Source organism: Tatumella sp. JGM118 (genome assembly GCF_018257515.1).
In the GTDB taxonomy this organism is placed as follows: Bacteria; Pseudomonadota; Gammaproteobacteria; order Enterobacterales; family Enterobacteriaceae; genus Tatumella; species Tatumella terrea.
This window is the reverse complement of sequence record NZ_JAERJR010000019.1, coordinates 1-19,664: the sequence shown is the minus strand read 5'-3', so window position 1 is coordinate 19,664 and position 19,664 is coordinate 1. Positions and strand designations below refer to the sequence as shown.

The following is a 19,664-nucleotide window of genomic DNA, read 5'->3' as shown; positions in this document are numbered from 1 at the left end:
GCTGCGGGGAAGGTGACGTCCCGGGAGATCAGTCGTCCGAACCCTGTAATGTCAGCACCAGCGTCCGGCTGCCACCATGATCACGATGCTCACACAGATAGATCCCCTGCCAGGTTCCCAGGTTCAGCTGTCTGCCGGACACCGGGACCGTCAGTTCAGCGCCCAGCAGGCTGCTTTTCAGATGAGCCGGCATATCATCGCTGCCTTCATAGGTATGCTGATAAAACGGAGCATTTTCCGGCACGGCATGATTGAAAAAACGTTCAAAATCGCCCCGTACGGTAGGGTCCGCATTTTCATTAATGGTCAGTGATGCCGAAGTATGTTTAATAAACAGATGCAGCAGACCGACCGCTGGCCAGCGGATGTCGCTCAATGCATTTTCGATTTCATGAGTGATCAAATGAAAACCGCGCTGGCGCGGCTTCAGCCTGATTTCTTTCTGTACCCACATCACAACCCCCTTCTCCGGTATTTACTTCAGTCAGTGTGACGTGCTGATTTCTGCACGGGCTGATGACCGTTTTAACACGGATCAGGTCTGCCAGGGAAACAGGGGCGACGCCTCAGACAATCATGCGGCGTAATGCGGCCATCGCCTGCCGGGCCACATCCGCCGGCGGTTGTTTCTTAAGTTCGTCATTAAACACTTCCAGCCCCAGAGGGCCCTGATACTGCTTTTCCCGCAGACAGGCCAGCAGTTGCTGTAACGGGAAGACCCCGTCTCCGGGCAATAAGCGTTGATGCCTTGCAATATCAATCAGTTGCTGTTTATCCGGAATATCACTGACATCTGATAACTGCACCAGAAATATTTTTTCTGCCGGAACCTCCGCCAGGTCAGCCACCGTACGTTGCAGGGCAAAAATATGAAAAGCATCGATCACTAACCCTAATGCCGGGGAGTCGACCTCATTAATAATCTTCAGAGCTTCAGGGGTGGTATTAACACAGGTGCTCCAGCACATCGCCTCATAAGCAATACGCAGATTTCTCCCGACAGCCTGCTCAGTGAGCCATTGCAGGTCACTGACTATTTTGTCCGGCAAACATCCGCGTTCAGTATTGGCTGGCACCAGTACCGTATCTGCCCCCACTTTGACGGCAGTATCGAGGATTTCCAGCGCCTGCTGACGTTTAATTTCCCGATGTACATCCGCAGCACCATCAAAATCCAGCAGTACCTGGTAATCCGTCAATGAGATACCCAGCGAACTGAGGTGGTGCCGGATCCCTTCCGTATCCCCCCCGGTCTCCTGCACATCCTGCTGCCACAGTTCTGCTTGCGCAAAACCCGCATCAGCCACCGCCTCTAACTTTTGCGCCGTCGTTCCCCCCAGCAGGATGGTATTAAGAAATAGTGCATTGCGATTAAGCATACTGCCGTTCTCCTTATTCGGTCAGGTCACCTGGTGTTCAGGCCTCAGCTAGAGTCTCGCCCTCAGTGATGATTTAATCCTGGCAGATAAACAGAATAAGTCAGCTAATTGACTGTTTTTTCTACTCCCGGGGGCGGTTTTTATCTTTTTTTTACACCTTTACCCGTGCTTTTTTACCCTATTTTTTCACCGGAATCCCTAGACTCTCCGCCGGTCACTCATTCACGGAGAAAGTCGATGAATAGCGCTGTTATCGCCGGCATCGTGCTGGTTGTTGGTTTGCTGGGATACCTGGTGTATGCCTTGCTGAATGCGGAGGAGTTTTAATGACCACATCCGCATTTTTTCTGCTGGCCTCTCTGCTTATTGTGCTGATGGTGCTGGCCAGACCGCTGGGCGGATTTATCGCTTGTCTGGTGGAAAACCGTTTACCCGGGCCGGTTATCACGGTGGAAAGTTATCTGTGGAAACTCGCCGGGGTGAGCAATAGTGAGATGAGCTGGCGGCACTATCTGCTGGCTATCCTTACTCTGACACTTGCCGGCACAGGCCTGCTGACAGCGATCCTGATGTTGCAGACGTATCTGCCGCTGAATCCGCAGCATTTTCCGGGGCTCTCCCTCGATCTGGCCCTGAATACCGCCATCAGCTTTGTGACTAACACCAACTGGCAGGCCTATGCCGGTGAAAGTACCCTGAGCTACTTTAGCCAGATGGCGGGGTTGACCGTGCAGAACTTTCTTTCTGCCGCGACCGGCATCGCCGTGGCCTTTGCTTTAATGCGGGCATTTTCCCGTCAGGGCGTCGGAACGCTGGGCAACGCCTGGCAGGACATCACCCGAATCACTGTGTATCTGTTAGTCCCCCTCTCGCTGATTTTCGCCCTGTTTCTGATCTGGCAAGGCGTCATCCAGAACCTTGCCCCCTACCGGCAGTTTACCTCTCTGGAAGGCATCAGACAGTGGATGCCGATGGGGCCGGTAGCCTCACAGGAAGCCATCAAATTACTCGGCACCAACGGAGGGGGCTTTTTCAACGCCAGTTCAGCGCATCCGTTTGAAAACCCTACCGCTTTAACTAATTTTGTCCAGATGTTGTCGATGCTGCTTATTCCGGCAGCGCTCTGCTTTACCTTTGGTAAGGTGGTCGGTGATCTTCGCCAGGGCAAGACGCTGCTGCAGGCAATGACCGTGATCTTCGTACTTTGTGCTGTCGTGGTGATACGGGCGGAAGGGTCGGGTAACCCGGAACTGCTCTCTCACGGAGCCGCTCTGGCAAGCAATATGGAAGGCAAAGAGAGTCGCTTTGGTATTCTCAGCAGCAGCCTGTTTGCCGTGATAACCACAGCAACCTCCAGCGGAGCGGTAAATGCCATGCTGGACTCCTTCACTGCCCTCGGCGGGATGATCCCCCTGTGGCTGATACAGACGGGGGAAGTTATTTTCGGTGGTGCCGGTTCGGGGCTGTACGGCATGTTGTTGTTTGTTCTGCTGGCGGTCTTCGTCGCCGGATTGATGATCGGCCGCACCCCGGAATATCTGGGTAAAAAAATAGAAAGTTCAGAAATGAAAATGATTGTGCTGGCCCTGCTGGTCAGTCCGGTGGTAGCCCTGTCCGGGACGGCACTGGTACTGCTGACCGGCGAGGGGCAGGCCGCGATACTGAACCCGGGTCCCCACGGGTTCAGTGAGATCCTGTATGCCTTTTCCTCCGTCGCTAACAATAACGGCAGTGCGTTCTCCGGGCTGAACGCCACGACGCCTTTCTGGAACACGCTTCTGGGGGTGTGCATGTTTATCGGCCGTTTCGCGACTCTCGCGCCGGTGATGGCTATCGCCGGTTCTCTGGTCTGTAAAAAAAGGCAGGCCACCGGCCCCGGAACCCTGGCATCCCACGGCCCGTTGTTTACCGGCCTGCTTATCGGAACCCTGTTACTGATGGCAGCCCTGACGTTTATCCCTGCACTGGCTCTGGGGCCTGTTGCTGAACATTTGTCCTTACACTGAGTCAGGCGGAGAATCTAATGAGTACAAAATCGGTCATTTTTTCTGAACCCGGGCTGCTGCGTCAGGCAGTGATCTCAGCGTTTCTGAAACTTAGCCCGCACATTCAGTGGCGTAATCCGGTAATGTTTATCGTCTGGGTCGGCAGCATGATCACCACCGTGATGGCTGCGGGTATGTTATCCGGTAAGCTTGCCGGTAATGGCGACTTCCCGGCCATGCTTGCCGGCTGGCTGTGGCTGACCCTGCTGTTTGCAAACTTTGCCGAGGCTCTGGCGGAAGGAAGAAGTCAGGCTCAGGCGAAAGCGTTGCGCGGTACACGAAAAAGTGTCACCGCGAGGAAACTGGCACAACCACACTACGGGAGTGCTGCGGTCGAACTGTCAGCCCCGGACCTGCGTAAAGGCGATGTTGTGCTGGCCAGAGCCGGTGAGGTGATCCCCTGTGACGGGGAGGTGATTGAGGGGGGTGCCTCTGTCGATGAAAGTGCTATTACCGGTGAGTCTGCACCGGTCATCCGCGAGTCCGGAGGGGATTTCGCTTCTGTCACCGGCGGCACCCGTATCCTTTCTGACTGGCTGGTGATCCGCTGTACCGCAAACCCCGGCGAAACTTTTCTGGACCGGATGATTGGCATGGTGGAAAACGCCAAACGCCGCAAAACGCCGAATGAAGTTGCCCTGACTCTGCTGCTGACCGCGCTCAGTATTATCTTTCTGATGGTTACCGCGACTCTCTGGCCATTTTCAGCCTATAGCGGCCATGCCGTCTCCTTGCCGGTTCTGATAGCGTTGCTGGTCTGCCTGATCCCGACGACCATTGGCGGATTACTTTCCGCGATTGGGGTGGCAGGGATGAGCCGGATGCTGGAGGCCAATGTTATCGCCACCAGCGGCAGGGCCGTAGAAGCCGCCGGGGATGTGGATGTACTGCTGCTGGATAAAACCGGCACCATCACTCTGGGTAACCGTCAGGCCTCTGAATTTATCCCTGTCAGTGGAATTGATGAGCAACAGCTGGCCGATGCCGCACAGTTATCTTCCCTGGCGGATGAAACCCCGGAAGGACGCAGTATTGTGGTGTTGGCAAAGCAGCGTTTTAACCTGCGTGAACGGGATATCAGTGAGGCGACTTTTGTTCCGTTTTCTGCCCGCAACCGGATGAGTGGCATAAATACCGGTGAACGTATCATCCGTAAAGGCTCCGCAGACGCGATTCGCCGGTATGTCGAAGCCGCAGGAGATGTCTTTACCGGCGAGGTCACCCGGATAGTGGAAGATATCGCCAGGCGGGGAGAAACACCATTAGTGGTCGCGGAAGGCACCCGGGTACTGGGCGTCGTCGCACTGAAGGATATGGTTAAAGGCGGTATCCGCCAACGCTTTGCGACCCTGCGGGCCATGGGGATCCGCACAGTGATGATCACCGGGGATAACCGGCTGACCGCAGCCGCCATTGCCGCAGAAGCCGGGGTGGATGATTTTCTTGCCGAAGCGACACCGGAAGCCAAGCTGGCCTTAATCCGCCAGTATCAGAATGAAGGACGACTGGTCGCTATGACCGGTGACGGGACAAATGATGCGCCGGCGCTGGCCCAGGCTGACGTCGCCGTCGCCATGAATTCCGGCACCAGTGCGGCAAAAGAAGCCGGCAACATGGTCGACCTGGACTCCAATCCCACCAAACTGATTGAAGTTGTGCACATCGGTAAGCAGATGCTGATGACCCGGGGGTCACTGACGACCTTCAGTGTGGCCAACGATATGGCGAAATATTTTGCCATTATCCCTGCCGCTTTTGCGGCCAGTTACCCGCAACTGAACGCACTGAATATTATGCACCTGCATTCGCCGGACTCCGCGATCCTGAGCGCAGTGATCTTTAATGCCGTGGTTATCCCGGGGCTGATCCCGCTGGCGCTGAAAGGGGTGCCCTACCGGCCGATGGGGGCCGCGGCCATGCTCCGACGCAATCTGTGGATTTATGGCCTCGGGGGGCTACTGGTTCCCTTCGCCGGCATCAAAATTATCGATTTATTATTAACTTCTGCGCATCTTCTGTGAGGAACTCCCGATGTCACAACTACGGCCCGCACTGGTATTACTCGCTTTTCTCACCCTGTTTACCGGAGGGGCTTACCCTCTGTTGACCACATCGATAGGACAATGGTGGTTCCCCTGGCAGGCCGGAGGGTCGCTGTTAACGCTGAACGGCGAAACGCGGGGCTCTGCGCTGCTGGGCCAGGCTTTTACCGGAAGGGATTATTTCCATTCCCGTCCTTCAGCCACCGCCGGTACTCCTTATAATGCACTGGCTTCCGGTGGCAGTAATCTGTCGGTAGCCAGTCCGGCCCTGACCGCTCAGATAGCAGCCCGTGCCAGGACACTGCAGGCGCAGGACCCCCATGCTGCCGGACCGATCCCTGTCGACCTGTTAACCGCTTCGGCGAGCGGGCTGGATAATGGCGTCTCCCCCGCCGCCATTGCCTGGCAACTGCCGGACGTTGCCAGGGCCCGGGGACTCACTGAACAGCAACTGCAGACACTGGTCGACCGGAATACCGTCCATCCCTGGCCAGAGTTTCTCGGGCCAACCTATGTTAATGTCACACAACTGAATATGGCCTTGAGCACCCTGCCCCGCCGATAAAGGACACTTATGCCTGAACCTCTTCGTCCGGACCCGGACCAGTTGCTGCGGCAACCGGAATTAAAACGTCGCGGGAAACTGAAAATTTTCTTCGGTGCCTGTGCCGGAACAGGTAAAACCTTTGCCATGCTGGAAGAGGCTCAGCGCCTTTACCACGACGGGCTGGACGTGCTCTGTGGTGTGGTGGAAACACATGGCCGTCAGGAGACGGCCGGATTACTGGAGGGCCTGCCGCAGTTGCCCCCGGCCCGGCATATCCATCGCGGAAAGGTCCTGACCGGCTTTGATCCTGATGCTGCGCTGGCCAGACATCCGGCGCTGATACTGATGGATGAGCTGGCCTGCAGTAATCCCCCCGGCAGCCGTCATCCTAAACGGTGGCAGGATGTAAACGAGTTGCTTGAGGCAGGTATCGATGTTCTGACCACGCTCAATGTTCAGCATCTGGAAAGCCTGAACGATGTGGTCTCTGTGATTACCGGTATCCGGGTGCGCGAAACCTTGCCTGATCCCGTGTTTGATACCGCCGACGAAATCGTACTGGTGGATCTGACGGTCGGCGATCTCCTGCAACGTTTACGCGATGGAAAGGTGTATATTCCGGCGCAGGCCGAACGAGCCATCGAACATTTTTTCCGCGAAGGGAATCTGATTGCTCTGCGTGAACTGGCATTGCGCCGGGCGGCGGATCGGGTTGATGAGCAAAAACGTCTGCTGCAGGAAGCTGCCGCTGACGGCAATGATCTCTATCCCCAAGACGGTATTTTGCTCTGTCTGGATGCCGGGAAAGGCAGCGAAAAACTGATCCGTACGGCCGCCAGACTGGCGGCCAGACTGGGTTGTCGCTGGCATACCATCTATACCGAATCCACCGGGTTTGCTAAACAGGCAGAACATCAGCGCCGGAAAATGGTTAATGCTTTACGGCTGGCAAGCCAGCTGGGGGCCGGTACGGCGACCCTGTCAGATCCGCAACGCTGTCAGGCGATAATCCGTTACGCCCGCGAACACCGGCTGGGCAAAGTGATACTTGGCCGGCGACAGGGGCGCTGGCTGCCCTTTCCGACGCTGGCCGATACACTGATAAAGCATGCACCGGAGCTTGAGGTTATCCTTATTTCCCGCGGGACGCCGTTCGCCGAAGCGCCTAAACCGACGGCCCCCGGGCGGGACACCGCGCAGCGCTGGCAACACCCCCTCCGCGGCTGCCTGCTGGCACTGATACTCTGTCTGTGTACGTCTTTTATCGCCACACGCTGGTTACCGGCATTTGACGATGCCAATCTGGCGATGCTGTATCTGCTCAACGTAGTGATTGTGGCGCTCTTTTACGGACGAAGGCCGGCAGTGGTCGCCAGCCTGCTGAATGTCATCAGTTTTGACCTGTTTTTTATCGCCCCCCGCGGGTCTCTGGCGGTTTCCAATATCCAGTATCTGCTGACGTTTGGCGTGATGCTGACCGTCGGCCTGCTGATTGGTCATCTGACCGCAGGCGTACGTTATCAGGCCAGAATTGCCCGCTACCGGGAACAACGCACCCGGCAGTTGTACGAGATGTCCAGAGCACTGGCGGACGGGCGGGATGTTACGGCGCTGGTCCGGTGCAGTGAGACCTATATCCGCTCCACTTTTAATGCGGCCTGCCAGATACTGATGCCCGATGAAAACGGCCAACTCACCGCCCTTACTCCTCCGGCGGCGATGACGCCGGTAGATACCGCGATTGCCCGCTGGAGTTTTGAACATGCCCTCCCGGCCGGTGCGGGCACCGATACCCTGCCCGGGGTACCCTACCGGATCCTGCCGCTGGTCAGCAGTGGTAACGTTTTGGGGCTGTTAGTGATTGAACCCCTCCGGCTCCGGCAGATTACGCTGCCGGAACAACAACGATTACTCGATACTTTTCTTATGCTGATTGCCGGTGCCATGGAACGGCACGCATTATTGCAAAGTGAACAACAGACTCGTATCCGCAATGAACGGGAACAGTTACGAAATACTTTCCTTGCCGCACTGTCTCATGATCTTCGCACTCCGCTGACGGTTTTATTCGCTCAGGCAGAGATCCTGGCCCTGGACCTGAATCATGAAAAATCTGCGCACACAGAACAGGCTATCCGCATGCGACGGCAGATTATCAGCACTATCCGGCTGGTCAATAATCTGCTGGATATGGCACGGTATCAGTCCGGCGGCTCCACACTGAATCAGGAGTGGATGACATTACAGGAGCTGGCGGGCAGTATACTGAACGCCTTTGATTCTGAGGGGAATACCGGGCGAGTGACGCTGGACATAAAAGAACCGATGGCGCTGGTTTTTCTTGATGCCGCCTTAACGGAACGGATATTCATTAATCTGCTGGAGAATGCGGTGAAGTATGCCGGCGAACAGGCCTCCATTACCCTGCGGGCCCGGGTCACCCCCGGTCAGTTAGTTTTTCATGTGCTGGACAATGGACCCGGGATCCCGGCCGGGCAGGAAACGCTTATTTTTGAGAAATTCGCCCGCGGTACCAAAGAGTCCGCCATTCCCGGCATCGGGCTGGGACTCGCCATTTGCCAGGCCATCGTCACTCTGCATCAGGGGACGATTCAGGCGAGCAATCAGCCGCAGGGCGGTGCCGACGTTTGTATTGTGCTGCCACAACCCGCACCGCCACAACTGGAAGACCTGGAGTAGACTACCGTGATGAATGTCCTGATCATTGAAGATGAAAAAGAGATCCGTCGCTTTCTGCGACTGGCGCTGGAAGCAGAGTCCTTTCGTGTCTTTGACGCAGAAACCCTGCAACGCGGGCTGATCGAGGCTGCGACCCGGAAGCCGGACCTGGTGATCCTCGACCTGGGGCTACCGGACGGTGATGGTATTGGTTTTATCCGCGAGTTCCGCCAGTGGAGCATTGCCCCTGTCCTGGTCCTGTCTGCCCGCAGTGAGGAACAGGATAAAATTACCGCGCTGGATAACGGCGCGGATGATTACCTGTGTAAGCCCTTTGGTATGGGGGAGTTTCTGGCGCGGCTACGGGTACTGCAGCGCCGGATGTGTCAGTCCACGCCGGTGAATGCGGTGTTTGCGTTTTCTCAGGTAACGGTCGACCTGGCTGCCAGAGTGGTCAAAAAGCAGGGAGAACATATTCATCTCACCCCCATTGAGTTTCGTTTACTGGCCGTGCTGCTAAACAATCAGGGGAAGGTTCTGACCCGCTACCAGTTACTCAGCCAGGTTTGGGGGCCGAACGCTGTAGAAAGCAATCACTACCTGCGAATTTATATGGGCCATCTGCGCCAGAAACTGGAAGCCGACCCTGCCCGCCCCCGTCATTTACTGACGGAAAGTGGTATCGGTTACCGGTTTATATTACAGGATTAGCCGCCATTTCCCCGCAGGGACCAGGGACTGCCCTCATAGATCTGCTGAACATCATTACTATTGCCGGCCACGGATCCCCTGCGATCGCCGGCAGGGGGTCCGGCGGAAAGGCTTATTTTACCCAGTTCCCTCTTAAAGGCCGGGATAGCTGAGCGAGCACAACGATCAGACACAGTTCGATAGAAACTGACCAGTAAATATGACCGAGAACTTCACTCCATAATTCATAGCCATTCAGATTCCATAACCACCCTTTTGCACCGGAGGCGTACACCGGGTAGCGAAAACCCAGTAACGGGATCAGAAAACCGTGCATGACCACCGTGATAACAATGCCGTAGAGCGCGCCATACCACAGGCGGATTTTCGGGGACAGGGCCGAGATGGCTACATAGACAAAGGCAAAAATAAAGCTGAACAACCAGTGATACAGCGTCACCGCTCCCGACACCATAGTGCCCTGATAAAGATAATCCAGCGAATGCGAATTGATCCCCGCCCAGCCCAGCCAGCTATCGATATTCGCGGCCGGGGGAGAAATTTCACCGGCCACCCGGGGAGGCATATTCACCTCGGAACCCCATTTCACTAATGAACTGATAAACCCGCCGAGCAACGTCGTGCGAAGGATAACCTGACGATTACTTTTGATTTCCAACATACGCTTGTCCTTTTTCCACAGAAGTACCTGGGAGTAAAAGTGCCGGAACGTCACACCTCCTGCTCCCGATGATAAACCCTGAAGGGTTGACGGTGACGGCTCCTCTTTACTTCCCCGCAGAAAACCGGGAATGGGAACTCGTCGTATTGCCTGCAACAACCGAACAATACAATTGAGTTTATATCTCAAATATATCTACTGTTTATTGATCCCGATAGTCATGATGCGCATCCATATCAGATTTTTTCAGTCCGGTATCCCGGTACACGGTGGTCTGCGTTCTTTTAGCCTCCCGGTCTGCCCCTTTCCCTGCCGGTATCCGGACGAACTCAGGCGGGCCTGGAATCGGTCGTTTCACCGGAGTAAACAGAGGCCACCGGCGGATCCCCCTGTAATGGAATCCTGGATGTCCTTCTGCCGGTGACGGTTTTTGATTGCAACTCCGGGCTTTCTGCCGGGTTTAGAATGAGCCGCTACACCGAAGTAAACAGAAGCCACCAACGGCTCCCCCTGCGATGGAATCCAGGATGCCCTTCTGCCGGTGACGGTGTTTGATTGCAACTCCGGGACTTCTGCCGGGGTTAGAATGAGTCGCTACGCCGGAGTAAACAGAAGCCACCGGCGAATCCCCCTGCGATGGAGGCCTAACGCCCTTCTGCTTTCTGCTTTCTGCTTTCTGCTTTCTGCTTTCTGCTTTCCGGGCAATGTGGTACACCCCTTATAAAATAAAATGTACAGGAGGAAATCATGGTTAAAGGATCCTGCCTTTGTGGCACGGTACGCTTCACCCTGCAAACTGCACCCAAAAACTTTTATCGTTGTCACTGTTCGTTATGCCGTAAACAAACCGGTGTGGGCCATAATCTGGCGACCTTAATTCCTGCGTCGGAGTTTATCCTGGAGGGCGGGGAAGAGAATATTATCACCTGGCAAAAGACGACCGGTTACCGTAACGATTTCTGTTCGTTATGCGGCTCAACCGTGCCTAATGCCCTGCGCGATGTTCCTTATGTCTGGGTACCGATCGGCCTGATTGAAAATGATCTTGCACTGCAGTGCCTGGGGGATTACTGCACGGAGGATGCCATGTCCTGGGATTGTCTTCGAAGTGACAAGAATTCACCCGGACCGGTCCAATCCTTAGACGAACTATTGCCGCAAACAACTATCGACTGATACCGCCCGGGGGCGGGGTTACCGCGCCCGGGCCTGGAGGGGTCACCCGATATCTGAATTAAAAATAGATATCGCTACCCGACAGCATAAAGTTAAGTGAGAACACCCCTGTAATAACAGATTCTGTGAGCAGGAATTATTGCGTGCTCAGGGCCGGGAAAATGTTCAGGTTGGTTTGTAGCACTGAAACCTGACAACTTGCTCCGGTAAATACGGGAATAAGCGCAAGCTTAATGTTAAGAGCCAAAATCCCGTTCTATACGACAAGAAAAACACCCCTGTCTGGCATTGTGGGCAAGAATGAAATCAACCTGATCATTTTTAAAAAGCGAAAGAATATGCTCTCTCACTTCTCCTGGCTGAGCTATCGTCGCCTCAATAAGCATATCCCGTCCATCAAAACCCCGAAGAGACATCATTCTTTTTTGCATAACTTCCGGAATCGTATCTCTGTATACCCCCCTCTGTGATTGCCCTTCCCATATAAAAATGGCATGCGAGCCACGATAGGGAGAATCTGTGTCAAGATAAGTATGGTTCAACAGGATCCCTGTTTCTCCGACGGGGATATCTCTTAACGTAATTCGGTCCGGGTAGCACGGATACTCATCAACATGGATCCTGATAGCGCCTTTCTCTCTTAGCTCATTGCCAGTCAGACCATACAAATGACAGAATGCTCTTCCATCTAATCCTTTGATAATAAACGACATACTATGCCCTTCATCTTTTTAGTTAAAAGTTAGCCTATCAATTTTTCAGAAGTTAAAAAACACCGTTTATTGTTTTCAGATAACCAACAGCGGTGTAAATGTGAGAATTCTGCTCCGGACTGGCCGGGAGTGAAAATCAACCTCAATCGCCAGCGCTTTCCGGTAAAGTCATCAATGATATTCAGCAGACGTACAGTACGGCCCTCTCAAAGCTGATTATTCACAGAACAGCATAGGTTACGGCTTTCAGGTACAGTTAACAAAAAATAGTGATACCCTTTACCCCATGTAGATTTTTTCATTCCCGAAGAGAAATTTACGGAAAATACCTGTTAATTAAAAAATCAAATTCCTGTCAACGTATACGGTGATAACCTCCTGTAAATTTAGAAACATATAGAAACCGGATACGTTTTAAATACAGGGTATACGGGTTCAGTTATTCCGGTTCCTAAGAAAGCAACGCACTATATTTCACTGAATAGTTTTAGGAAGTTATAGTATGAAAAAAATATTATTCCTTCTCCGGGTAGTGACACTTTTTTTCTTTCTGTCCGGCTATACAAGTTCTTACCCCGAACCTGTTTCTATCGAAGATAACCCTGTAAACGAGGTAGCCTCTTTAGTGGAAGAGTTAGCGATATCGGGCCCCGCCCGGAGTAAAAAAATCCTTTCAGAAATTAACGCAATCCGTAAAAAACACCCCGAAAATATAGCAATTCTTTTAATGTATACAAATAGTCTGATAGGAGAAAAGCACTATAAAGAAGGCATTGAATTCCTTAGAGATCTTTATAGTAAAAAACCTGCCCGTACCTATTTACTGACAGAATGTATGTTAAGACAAAGAACAGGAGACAAACAAACAGGTTGCTACCAGGAGGTTGTACGGCTTTCTGAACAACAGAATTTGATGGATTCAGATTATGTCACAGCACTCTTCTTCACCGACACAAAAAAGTTCAGTTTATTGAAACAACAACTGATCAAAAATAACACCTTCAAAGAGAGTGATTTTTTAATATTCACGCTGGGTGAAGATAAAATGCTGCATGAGTTTTTCCCATAAATTATGACCCGGGCATCGTACTGATCAGTCTCAAGGTGATTTTCACCCCGATGAAGTTAAGTGGTCTGCTTTCCCGTTACAGATTTAGCGTGGGAAATACCTGATAACTTTTTTATTTATCCTTTTTTATTTTTTTGTCAGCGTCGATACTAAAATCAAAGTGATAATTTATACCATTCAACGTGTAGATTAATTCATAATCTGCCTTTTTTTTCAGACTTACAGGGATACAGGTGTCAGGGTATTTTTTTGGCACACCTTTCATCATATAAGCTAAAGGCACTGTATACCTATCTGCAGATGAACTTAACAGATAATACTCCAGAGTATCTCCGGGGAAAGATTTTATGCAGATATAATTTTCAGTTACCGCAGCCTCGCCTTCATTGTGAAAAGCGATTCTGTCACCAACACAACCAGAAAGAAGGAACAAAAAAGCACACATCAATATATTTTTCATCATTTCGGAAAACTCCCGATAATCTGTTTATATCTATCAATTAAATTTACAGGCACCTCTTTAATACCAGAACCTTTAAAGTTAGCAATATCAGAATATTTTTCAAACCCAAAATTAACCAGCAACCAATAATAGTCCACAACGATTTTAAAAAACTGTGCTATCGGATCCAAATATTACAGAAAACATCAGATTAATCGCCTTCTGTTTTCCTCATTGCTCCAACTCACCCCCCTATTAATGCAAGAAATATTACCTATGCCATTGCCTTCCATCACCCGCTAAAAAAGTAACTATCGATAACTCTGTGATGTTCCTTTATTATTGCCTTGGGAAAAACTTTATATCATATTTAATATATTTATTTCATTTACTTTAACTATTTTAGGTGACGTAAATGTGTAGCAATACCCCATCTGATGGTATCACATCTCCCGTTTTTTATATCGAAAACTGAGTAACTCGCGTTAGGGTGTGCGTATCTGGCGAACTGGTCAATGTTACCATCGCATAGAATTGCAAGAACACCCTGACTGACGTGCCCATGAGACACAATACATACAGCGTTATAATGGCCAGATTTTTCGAGATTAATTAAAAAATCAATAATTCTCCTGCTGGCCTGTGTAAGAGATTCCCCGCCCGGAGGACAATACTCAGCATCAAGTTCAAATAACGCATTGGCTTCATCCTGGTGATTTTTTTTAAATTGTTCTGCTGACATGCCTTCAAGCTGACCAAACGCTTGTTCTTTCAGGGTTGCTTCAGCCACCAGAGAACAACGAAAATGCTTAGCCAATACTTGTCCCATATTCCAGGTGCGGTCGAGCGGAGATGCGTAAACACTCTCCGCCTCGTAACCATTTTCTGCAAATGCTTGCAATAATGCTGCCGTTTGGCACTGGCCATGTTTGGTCAACGCACTATCTTTCCGTCCCTGAATAATTCCCCTGGTATTCCACTCCGTTTCCGCGTGCCGAACTAATATCACTTTCATTATTTATATGCCTGCCTGCGGAATAACAATCAGTCGCTTTTAGTCAAAGAAAGTGCCAGGTGAAGATAAAAAAAGACTATTACATCAACGTTATGTTAGTCGTGTTCAAGGACTGCCGGAATAAAGAAAAGTCATCTCTCCGGCAGATAAACATTTAGACCATGAAGAGTATTTTTATCAATGATATTCTTTATCAGACCGTTCACTCTCCGGCCTACCGACTACCTGTTATAACCATAGAGCTTAATCCTGCCGGACAAATACTCACCTAAGTATACCTCACTAATTTTATTGAACCCTTGCTCCAGAACTTTTTCTTCCAGCCAGTTTTCATCCTTATTAATCACTTCAAGTAAATCATAGTTTGCCAGGCCGTCAACTATTATCGGATATCTGATATTTTCATCGCCATTTTGTATAATGGTTAATTGCCCATTTTGCTCAAGTACAACACGTTTTAACTGCTCGACCTCATAAACGCCATTCGCTCTTAATTTAAACATTAAGTCATGAGCCGAAACACCATTCCGAAGACACTCTTTTACATCGACCTTGCCATTATGTACCAAATTAATGGGTTTCCCATCAATTATACGCTTCACCAGTCGATTGTTTTCTTTCAGAAATTTAAGGATAAAAACAAGGAGTGTCCAGATCACTAACACTAAAACAAACTGTAAGACTGAGATCGACTCATTATAAATAACCCCGCCAATTATGCCACCCAGGACATAATTTTGAATCTGATCAGTGGCAGAAGAGGGTGCCAGATTACCCTTCCCCATCAGGTTTATTTGCAGAACAAGGCATAAAATACCCAGCCCTAATTTTATTATAATTGGAGTGTACATTTCTTATCCTTATTATTTCTTAATGGTGATCTTTGGGTTTATAAGTCCGACACTTACTAATCTGTAAGTATTCTGGTCCGGGCTTAAGTTCACTACGTAGTAGTTATCTTTTATTTTAACCACTACCCCGTCTGTTAACTGTATTGAGCTTGAAAAAACATCATTTTCGTTGACATTATTTTCTTTTGCCAATTGCTTAACAAAACTGACCATTTGTGAGGATGCCGAGTGTAAATTTTGACTATTTGAGTAGTCCTCATACTGAACACCGGAAATAAAAATAAGAAATAAAAATACAATAATAGTTAAATCACGATATTTCGTCTGTAAACGATGGTGCATATACAAAATGAAAAATATAATCAACAAAGACAACGCACTAAAGATTACAATATACTTCAGGTAATCATTAATACCGGACTGTACTTGCAAATATTCTATTCCATAGAAAGTCATACAGAGAAACCTCTTATCGCCATACTGTCTTTTTTATAGTTATATCAGTGGGTTGTCAATTAAATTCAGGTGTTATGATTCTGATGACAGCGTCCCATTAATCCCCCTTTCGGGTGAGTACTCTGAACTGCCTGAACTACTCAAATCTTACGGAAAGACGAGCAACCGCATGATTGTGTTGCTTAAATGCGGTCAGTGTCACGAGCCATCTTCTCTACTATAGCCTGCCTGACGAACTCTGCTCGTTTCATTTGGCACCGCTGGCATATTTTTCCGTAACGGCGAGTACCTGTCAGGTCATCTGCCTGTGCTACCCTCCACCTCTCCACCGGCACGATTAAACGTAACGTTACCTTTTTAAATTAACGCTTGGTTTTCATAGGGTCGCTGACTGGCATGAATTTTATAAAAAATCAGAAACATAGTTCCTAAGGGATTGAAGGTGAAAGAACCACCGTGAAGGCTTTTTGTGTTACTGATTTTTCGTGCCTTATAAGTCACAGATCGTATGTGTGGCAGCCCATCGTGTTTATGGTATAACGATTCATACACTATAAAGTTGCAGGAGGCGATTCCGGGGTGTTATCAGAGGGTAAGGCTGCGAATTTATGACGGAAACTCCGGAGTCGTCAGGGCGTTTTAGCGGTCACGCAAAGCAAATTGATAGCATTTCAGGGGCTAACGTTGCAAATACGATACAGGGAGTAAATCAGGCAGGCTTTAGGTTGCGTAATTTATTGAAAGTAAATGGCGCACCCTACAGGATTCGATAATAATCAATAATAACATGAAATCAATCAATATATTCAAGTTCAATAACCATAAGCGCCCCCTATTATGCCCCAAAAATTTTTGTTATGCGCTTCTGTTTAATGATATGAAAAATGGTAGGAAATAAATAAAAAATAATATTATTTCCTTATATGAACAGGGAGGTTTTAAAACACACACTCCCTGTTCAAAGGCAACATACAAAGCTATTTTAAACCCTCTTTATATTTTTTAAAAATCTCTTCAGAATTGTACCCTCTCATTTTTTTTGCAAATGAGGTGGCTTGATATACAGACGATAACTCTGTGAGCATTGTAAGGGTCATTACTACGAATAGAATCTCAGAAAGGATATATATTACCAACTGGACGAAAGATGCAACATCCGGTGATTTATGTAGCGTTTCAACTAACGCTTTAATTCCTATAATAAACCCACCAATTGATATAATCATGAGCATTGATAACATAAATACAGTTATACTCATTCGTTTCTTTGAAAGATGTGGGTTATTACTCCCATCAATGAAAAATACTTTGTGATATTTTAAGAAATCATTAGCCCTGGAGCTTACAGAAAGCAACCTTTCAGAATGTAAGTAGTCGAACATCACTCTTAATGTTAGGATGGGATAGTGTAGGCCGTACTCTGCAAGCTTTAGTTCATTAATATAGCGTATAGATTTATCCTTAACTTCACCTTCATAAATAATGCGCATGGCTTCCGCCTTATCTTTAACCGGTAAAGATACGTATTTATTAACTGATATAATATCAATCATTTTAAATGGCACTTTTATTAATTTAAACATCAAGCTAGCAAGTGTAATAAAAATTGGCACTGCTGCTATAGCTTGTGGTATTGTCAACCCTAAGCTTGCGAAAACATCCTTCATTGATAAAAAACCTCACTTCCAATAATTTATAAAACTTAACAAGTTTATCATAATATTAAAAAACAATTAATATCAGATAGTTATAAACCAAACACATTACCCACATGAAATAATAAAAAATAAATTTCATTGCCGTAGATTCAGTTTTGTAACTTCGCTGTCAATGACAGCCACCAATGTTTCGTGCATTGAGTAAATGCCAATGATCTGAGAGAAACGCCTTCGGGTGATCACTAAAATTGCTATAGCCTGGCTGGAAGGCAAAGCTCATTAGAGCGGAACATTTTCTCGCCCTTGGAAGCAAATATCGTCAATAAAACCGCTCCTACTGCGTGACGATGAGGGTACATTAAACAAACGAACATCTTAACAAGGTGCTTCGACATCGAAATCATTCCTAAATTGGAATATTTTGATTGTTAACTAAGCTGTCAGCAATTTGCTGCCAGTATCTTTTTGGCCTCTTCGCGCTTACTCCTCGCCTCCGCAAGAGATATGGCGGGATAAAGCCCGAACACAACGCGCTTTTCTTTTGCTGCCGCTGGGGAAAATTTCGAGATATAAACCAGCTCCATCAGCCAGTTTATAGGCTTTCTCTTTCGGCTTAGCAAAGTCGATTTGACGGGCATTTAGCTTCATGTGGGGGCATCGTAATTGATTGAACGGGACAAGGCCCCCAATCGAGTGTAGCTTTCAATAGACAAACAGATACAACGCTGGATGTAGTAACCAATACTGGCAAGGGATCAGGAGGTATTCGTAGACTTTAGGAGACACTAGCAGAAGAAAAGATGGCGCGCCCTATAGGATTCGAACCTATGACCTACGGCTTAGAAGGCCGGTGCTCTATCCAACTGAGCTAAGGGCGCCCTGACTTTGCGGGGAATTATACGGTCACTCACCTATGAGTCAATGTTTTTACGCCGCTTTCGGTTTTACTGCTGAAGGTTTGAACAAAGCCCGGCATTCTTTGCCTGACAGCACGCGTCGCTTCTGACAAAATAGGCGCCTTCACCCTAAGATTTCAACTCCGTGGATTTTTCTCTGATGTCAGCACAGATTATTGATGGTAAAACGATTGCGCAGCAGGTCCGGCTGGAAGTTGCGGAAAAAGTTAAACAGCGTCTTGCCGCGGGTAAACGTGCCCCGGGACTGGCGGTCATATTGGTCGGAGAAAACCCGGCATCTCAAATCTATGTCAGCAGTAAGCGTAAGGCCTGTGAAGAAGTGGGCTTTATCTCCCGCTCTTACGACTTACCCGGCACCACCTGCGAAGAAGAGCTGCTGGCCCTGATTGATAAGCTGAACGATGATGCAGAGATCGATGGTATTCTGGTTCAGCTGCCGCTGCCGGAAGGCATCGATAATGTCAAAGTGCTGGAACGGATCGCCGCCGATAAAGATGTCGATGGTTTTCATCCGTACAACGTGGGTCGTCTGTGCCAGCGCGCTCCCCTGCTTCGTCCGTGCACGCCGCGCGGTATTATGACGCTGCTGGAACGGTACAAGATTGATACCTTCGGTCTGAACGCGGTCGTGATTGGTGCTTCCAATATCGTGGGTCGTCCGATGAGCCTGGAGTTATTACTGGGCGGTTGTACCACTACGGTGACTCATCGTTTCACCCGTAATCTGCGTCAGCATGTCGAAAATGCGGATCTGCTGGTAGTTGCGGTCGGAAAGCCAGGATTTATTCCCGGTGAGTGGATCAAACCCGGTGCGGTGGTGATCGATGTCGGTATTAACCGTCTGGACGATGGCCGTGTGGTCGGTGATGTGGAGTTTGCTGTCGCCGCGGAGCGTGCAGCATGGATCACTCCGGTCCCCGGTGGCGTGGGTCCGATGACCGTCGCAACACTTATTCAAAATACTTTACAGGCCTGTGAAGAATATCACGATGGAGCAGCAGAATAATGGCAACTTTTTCACTCGGTAAATTCCCTCACGTCGAACTGTGTGACCTGTTAAAGCTGGAAGGCTGGTCAGAGAGCGGCGCTCAGGCGAAAGCCTTTATCGCCGGGGGGCTGGTGACTGTCGATGGTCAGGTAGAAACGCGGAAGCGCTGCAAGATCGTCAGCGGCCAGAAGGTCACTTTTGGTGGCCAGAGCATCACCGTTACCGAATAAACGGTGGCAGTAAAAGACCACCTTCTTAGAAGGTGGCTTTTGAGAATGCCCCCTGTAAGGGGGGCTACTTTCACCTTCCGCTTAC

Annotated in this window: 19 protein-coding genes, 1 tRNA gene and 1 pseudogene; 10 read left to right on the top strand and 11 right to left on the bottom strand. The window is 49.4% G+C overall.

What is annotated here, in order from left to right:
* Positions 1–28 precede the first annotated feature (28 nt).
* Positions 29–454 (bottom strand): secondary thiamine-phosphate synthase enzyme YjbQ, encoded by a 426-nt coding sequence (locus JK223_RS14110; RefSeq protein WP_212714805.1) that lies wholly within the window; start codon positions 452–454, stop codon positions 29–31.
* Positions 455–566: 112 nt separating this feature from the next.
* Positions 567–1,379 carry a sugar phosphate isomerase/epimerase gene (locus tag JK223_RS14105; protein ID WP_212714804.1) on the bottom strand — a complete coding sequence of 271 codons (813 nt, stop codon included), beginning with the start codon at positions 1,377–1,379 and terminating at the stop codon, positions 567–569.
* Positions 1,380–1,616: 237 nt separating this feature from the next.
* Here JK223_RS14105 and kdpF point away from each other — a divergent pair, with 237 nt between their 5' ends.
* The 6 genes from kdpF to kdpE are packed head-to-tail and all read left to right on the top strand — an operon-like array spanning position 1,617 to position 9,403.
* Entirely contained in the window at positions 1,617–1,706 is a 90-nt protein-coding gene (kdpF, locus tag JK223_RS14100) for a K(+)-transporting ATPase subunit F (protein WP_212714803.1), read from the top strand.
* Positions 1,706–3,385: a potassium-transporting ATPase subunit KdpA gene (kdpA, locus tag JK223_RS14095; RefSeq protein WP_212714802.1), complete on the top strand. Its 1,680-nt coding sequence runs from the start codon at positions 1,706–1,708 to the stop codon at positions 3,383–3,385. The genes kdpF and kdpA overlap by 1 nt, the downstream gene beginning before the upstream one ends.
* A 17-nt stretch (positions 3,386–3,402) precedes the next feature.
* The gene (kdpB, locus tag JK223_RS14090; RefSeq protein ID WP_212714801.1) at positions 3,403–5,445 is read left to right on the top strand and encodes a potassium-transporting ATPase subunit KdpB; all 2,043 of its coding nucleotides are present in this window, start codon (positions 3,403–3,405) and stop codon (positions 5,443–5,445) included.
* A 10-nt stretch (positions 5,446–5,455) separates the two neighbouring features.
* The gene (gene kdpC, locus JK223_RS14085; RefSeq protein ID WP_212714800.1) at positions 5,456–6,031 is read left to right on the top strand and encodes a potassium-transporting ATPase subunit KdpC; all 576 of its coding nucleotides are present in this window, start codon (positions 5,456–5,458) and stop codon (positions 6,029–6,031) included.
* A gap of 9 nt (positions 6,032–6,040) precedes the next feature.
* Positions 6,041–8,713 (top strand): two-component system sensor histidine kinase KdpD, encoded by a 2,673-nt coding sequence (gene kdpD, locus JK223_RS14080; protein ID WP_212714799.1) that lies wholly within the window; start codon positions 6,041–6,043, stop codon positions 8,711–8,713.
* A 6-nt stretch (positions 8,714–8,719) separates the two neighbouring features.
* Entirely contained in the window at positions 8,720–9,403 is a 684-nt protein-coding gene (kdpE, locus tag JK223_RS14075; protein ID WP_212714798.1) for a two-component system response regulator KdpE, read from the top strand.
* 112 nt (positions 9,404–9,515) lie between these two features.
* Here kdpE and JK223_RS14070 read toward each other — a convergent pair whose 3' ends face one another.
* On the bottom strand, positions 9,516–10,064 hold the full coding sequence (locus tag JK223_RS14070; protein ID WP_212714797.1) for a DUF1440 domain-containing protein: 549 nt from the start codon (positions 10,062–10,064) through the stop codon (positions 9,516–9,518).
* A 747-nt stretch (positions 10,065–10,811) separates the two neighbouring features.
* Here JK223_RS14070 and JK223_RS14065 point away from each other — a divergent pair.
* The gene (locus JK223_RS14065; RefSeq protein WP_212714796.1) at positions 10,812–11,240 is read left to right on the top strand and encodes a GFA family protein; all 429 of its coding nucleotides are present in this window, start codon (positions 10,812–10,814) and stop codon (positions 11,238–11,240) included.
* 236 nt (positions 11,241–11,476) lie between these two features.
* On the opposite strand, the gene JK223_RS14060 is transcribed toward JK223_RS14065, so the two are convergent.
* Complete coding sequence (locus JK223_RS14060) at positions 11,477–11,953, bottom strand: DUF1203 domain-containing protein (protein WP_212714795.1); 477 nt, start codon at positions 11,951–11,953, stop codon at positions 11,477–11,479.
* A 502-nt stretch (positions 11,954–12,455) separates the two neighbouring features.
* Between JK223_RS14060 and JK223_RS14055 the strand changes: the two genes are divergently transcribed.
* Positions 12,456–13,022 (top strand): hypothetical protein, encoded by a 567-nt coding sequence (locus JK223_RS14055; RefSeq protein ID WP_212714794.1) that lies wholly within the window; start codon positions 12,456–12,458, stop codon positions 13,020–13,022.
* Between the two features lie 112 nt (positions 13,023–13,134).
* Here JK223_RS14055 and JK223_RS14050 read toward each other — a convergent pair whose 3' ends face one another.
* The 7 genes and pseudogenes from JK223_RS14050 to JK223_RS14025 all read right to left on the bottom strand — a co-directional run bounded on the left by JK223_RS14050 (position 13,135) and on the right by JK223_RS14025 (position 18,322).
* Complete coding sequence (locus tag JK223_RS14050; RefSeq protein WP_212714793.1) at positions 13,135–13,485, bottom strand: putative T6SS immunity periplasmic lipoprotein; 351 nt, start codon at positions 13,483–13,485, stop codon at positions 13,135–13,137.
* A 376-nt stretch (positions 13,486–13,861) separates the two neighbouring features.
* Entirely contained in the window at positions 13,862–14,479 is a 618-nt protein-coding gene (locus tag JK223_RS14045) for a histidine phosphatase family protein (protein WP_212714792.1), read from the bottom strand.
* 221 nt (positions 14,480–14,700) lie between these two features.
* A complete protein-coding gene (locus JK223_RS14040; protein ID WP_212714791.1) occupies positions 14,701–15,330 on the bottom strand; it encodes a DUF421 domain-containing protein in 630 nt (209 codons plus the stop codon).
* Positions 15,331–15,342: 12 nt separating this feature from the next.
* Positions 15,343–15,786: a DUF3290 domain-containing protein gene (locus JK223_RS14035; protein ID WP_212714790.1), complete on the bottom strand. Its 444-nt coding sequence runs from the start codon at positions 15,784–15,786 to the stop codon at positions 15,343–15,345.
* 977 nt (positions 15,787–16,763) lie between these two features.
* Complete coding sequence (locus JK223_RS14030; protein WP_212714789.1) at positions 16,764–17,453, bottom strand: hypothetical protein; 690 nt, start codon at positions 17,451–17,453, stop codon at positions 16,764–16,766.
* Positions 17,454–17,896: 443 nt separating this feature from the next.
* Positions 17,897–18,092, bottom strand: a pseudogene (locus JK223_RS16980) (Arm DNA-binding domain-containing protein); the annotation flags it as partial.
* 153 nt (positions 18,093–18,245) lie between these two features.
* Positions 18,246–18,322 (bottom strand) — tRNA-Arg (locus JK223_RS14025).
* Between the two features lie 178 nt (positions 18,323–18,500).
* On the opposite strand from JK223_RS14025, the gene folD reads away from it, so the two are divergent.
* Both folD and ybcJ read left to right on the top strand, forming a co-directional pair.
* Positions 18,501–19,367, top strand: coding sequence for a bifunctional methylenetetrahydrofolate dehydrogenase/methenyltetrahydrofolate cyclohydrolase FolD (folD, locus tag JK223_RS14020; protein ID WP_212714788.1), 867 nt, complete (start codon positions 18,501–18,503; stop codon positions 19,365–19,367).
* Entirely contained in the window at positions 19,367–19,579 is a 213-nt protein-coding gene (gene ybcJ, locus JK223_RS14015; protein ID WP_212714787.1) for a ribosome-associated protein YbcJ, read from the top strand. The genes folD and ybcJ overlap by 1 nt, the downstream gene beginning before the upstream one ends.
* Positions 19,580–19,664 lie beyond the last annotated feature (85 nt).

Coding starts and splice junctions, on each gene's coding strand:
- JK223_RS14110 (WP_212714805.1), bottom strand. CDS start 454: ATGTGGGTACAGAAAGAAATCAGGCTGAAGCCGCGCCAGCGCGGTTTT.
- JK223_RS14105 (WP_212714804.1), bottom strand. CDS start 1,379: ATGCTTAATCGCAATGCACTATTTCTTAATACCATCCTGCTGGGGGGA.
- kdpF (WP_212714803.1), top strand. CDS start 1,617: ATGAATAGCGCTGTTATCGCCGGCATCGTGCTGGTTGTTGGTTTGCTG.
- kdpA (WP_212714802.1), top strand. CDS start 1,706: ATGACCACATCCGCATTTTTTCTGCTGGCCTCTCTGCTTATTGTGCTG.
- kdpB (WP_212714801.1), top strand. CDS start 3,403: ATGAGTACAAAATCGGTCATTTTTTCTGAACCCGGGCTGCTGCGTCAG.
- kdpC (WP_212714800.1), top strand. CDS start 5,456: ATGTCACAACTACGGCCCGCACTGGTATTACTCGCTTTTCTCACCCTG.
- kdpD (WP_212714799.1), top strand. CDS start 6,041: ATGCCTGAACCTCTTCGTCCGGACCCGGACCAGTTGCTGCGGCAACCG.
- JK223_RS14070 (WP_212714797.1), bottom strand. CDS start 10,064: ATGTTGGAAATCAAAAGTAATCGTCAGGTTATCCTTCGCACGACGTTG.
- JK223_RS14065 (WP_212714796.1), top strand. CDS start 10,812: ATGGTTAAAGGATCCTGCCTTTGTGGCACGGTACGCTTCACCCTGCAA.
- JK223_RS14060 (WP_212714795.1), bottom strand. CDS start 11,953: ATGTCGTTTATTATCAAAGGATTAGATGGAAGAGCATTCTGTCATTTG.
- JK223_RS14055 (WP_212714794.1), top strand. CDS start 12,456: ATGAAAAAAATATTATTCCTTCTCCGGGTAGTGACACTTTTTTTCTTT.
- JK223_RS14050 (WP_212714793.1), bottom strand. CDS start 13,485: ATGATGAAAAATATATTGATGTGTGCTTTTTTGTTCCTTCTTTCTGGT.
- JK223_RS14045 (WP_212714792.1), bottom strand. CDS start 14,479: ATGAAAGTGATATTAGTTCGGCACGCGGAAACGGAGTGGAATACCAGG.
- JK223_RS14040 (WP_212714791.1), bottom strand. CDS start 15,330: ATGTACACTCCAATTATAATAAAATTAGGGCTGGGTATTTTATGCCTT.
- JK223_RS14035 (WP_212714790.1), bottom strand. CDS start 15,786: ATGACTTTCTATGGAATAGAATATTTGCAAGTACAGTCCGGTATTAAT.
- JK223_RS14030 (WP_212714789.1), bottom strand. CDS start 17,453: ATGAAGGATGTTTTCGCAAGCTTAGGGTTGACAATACCACAAGCTATA.
- folD (WP_212714788.1), top strand. CDS start 18,501: ATGTCAGCACAGATTATTGATGGTAAAACGATTGCGCAGCAGGTCCGG.
- ybcJ (WP_212714787.1), top strand. CDS start 19,367: ATGGCAACTTTTTCACTCGGTAAATTCCCTCACGTCGAACTGTGTGAC.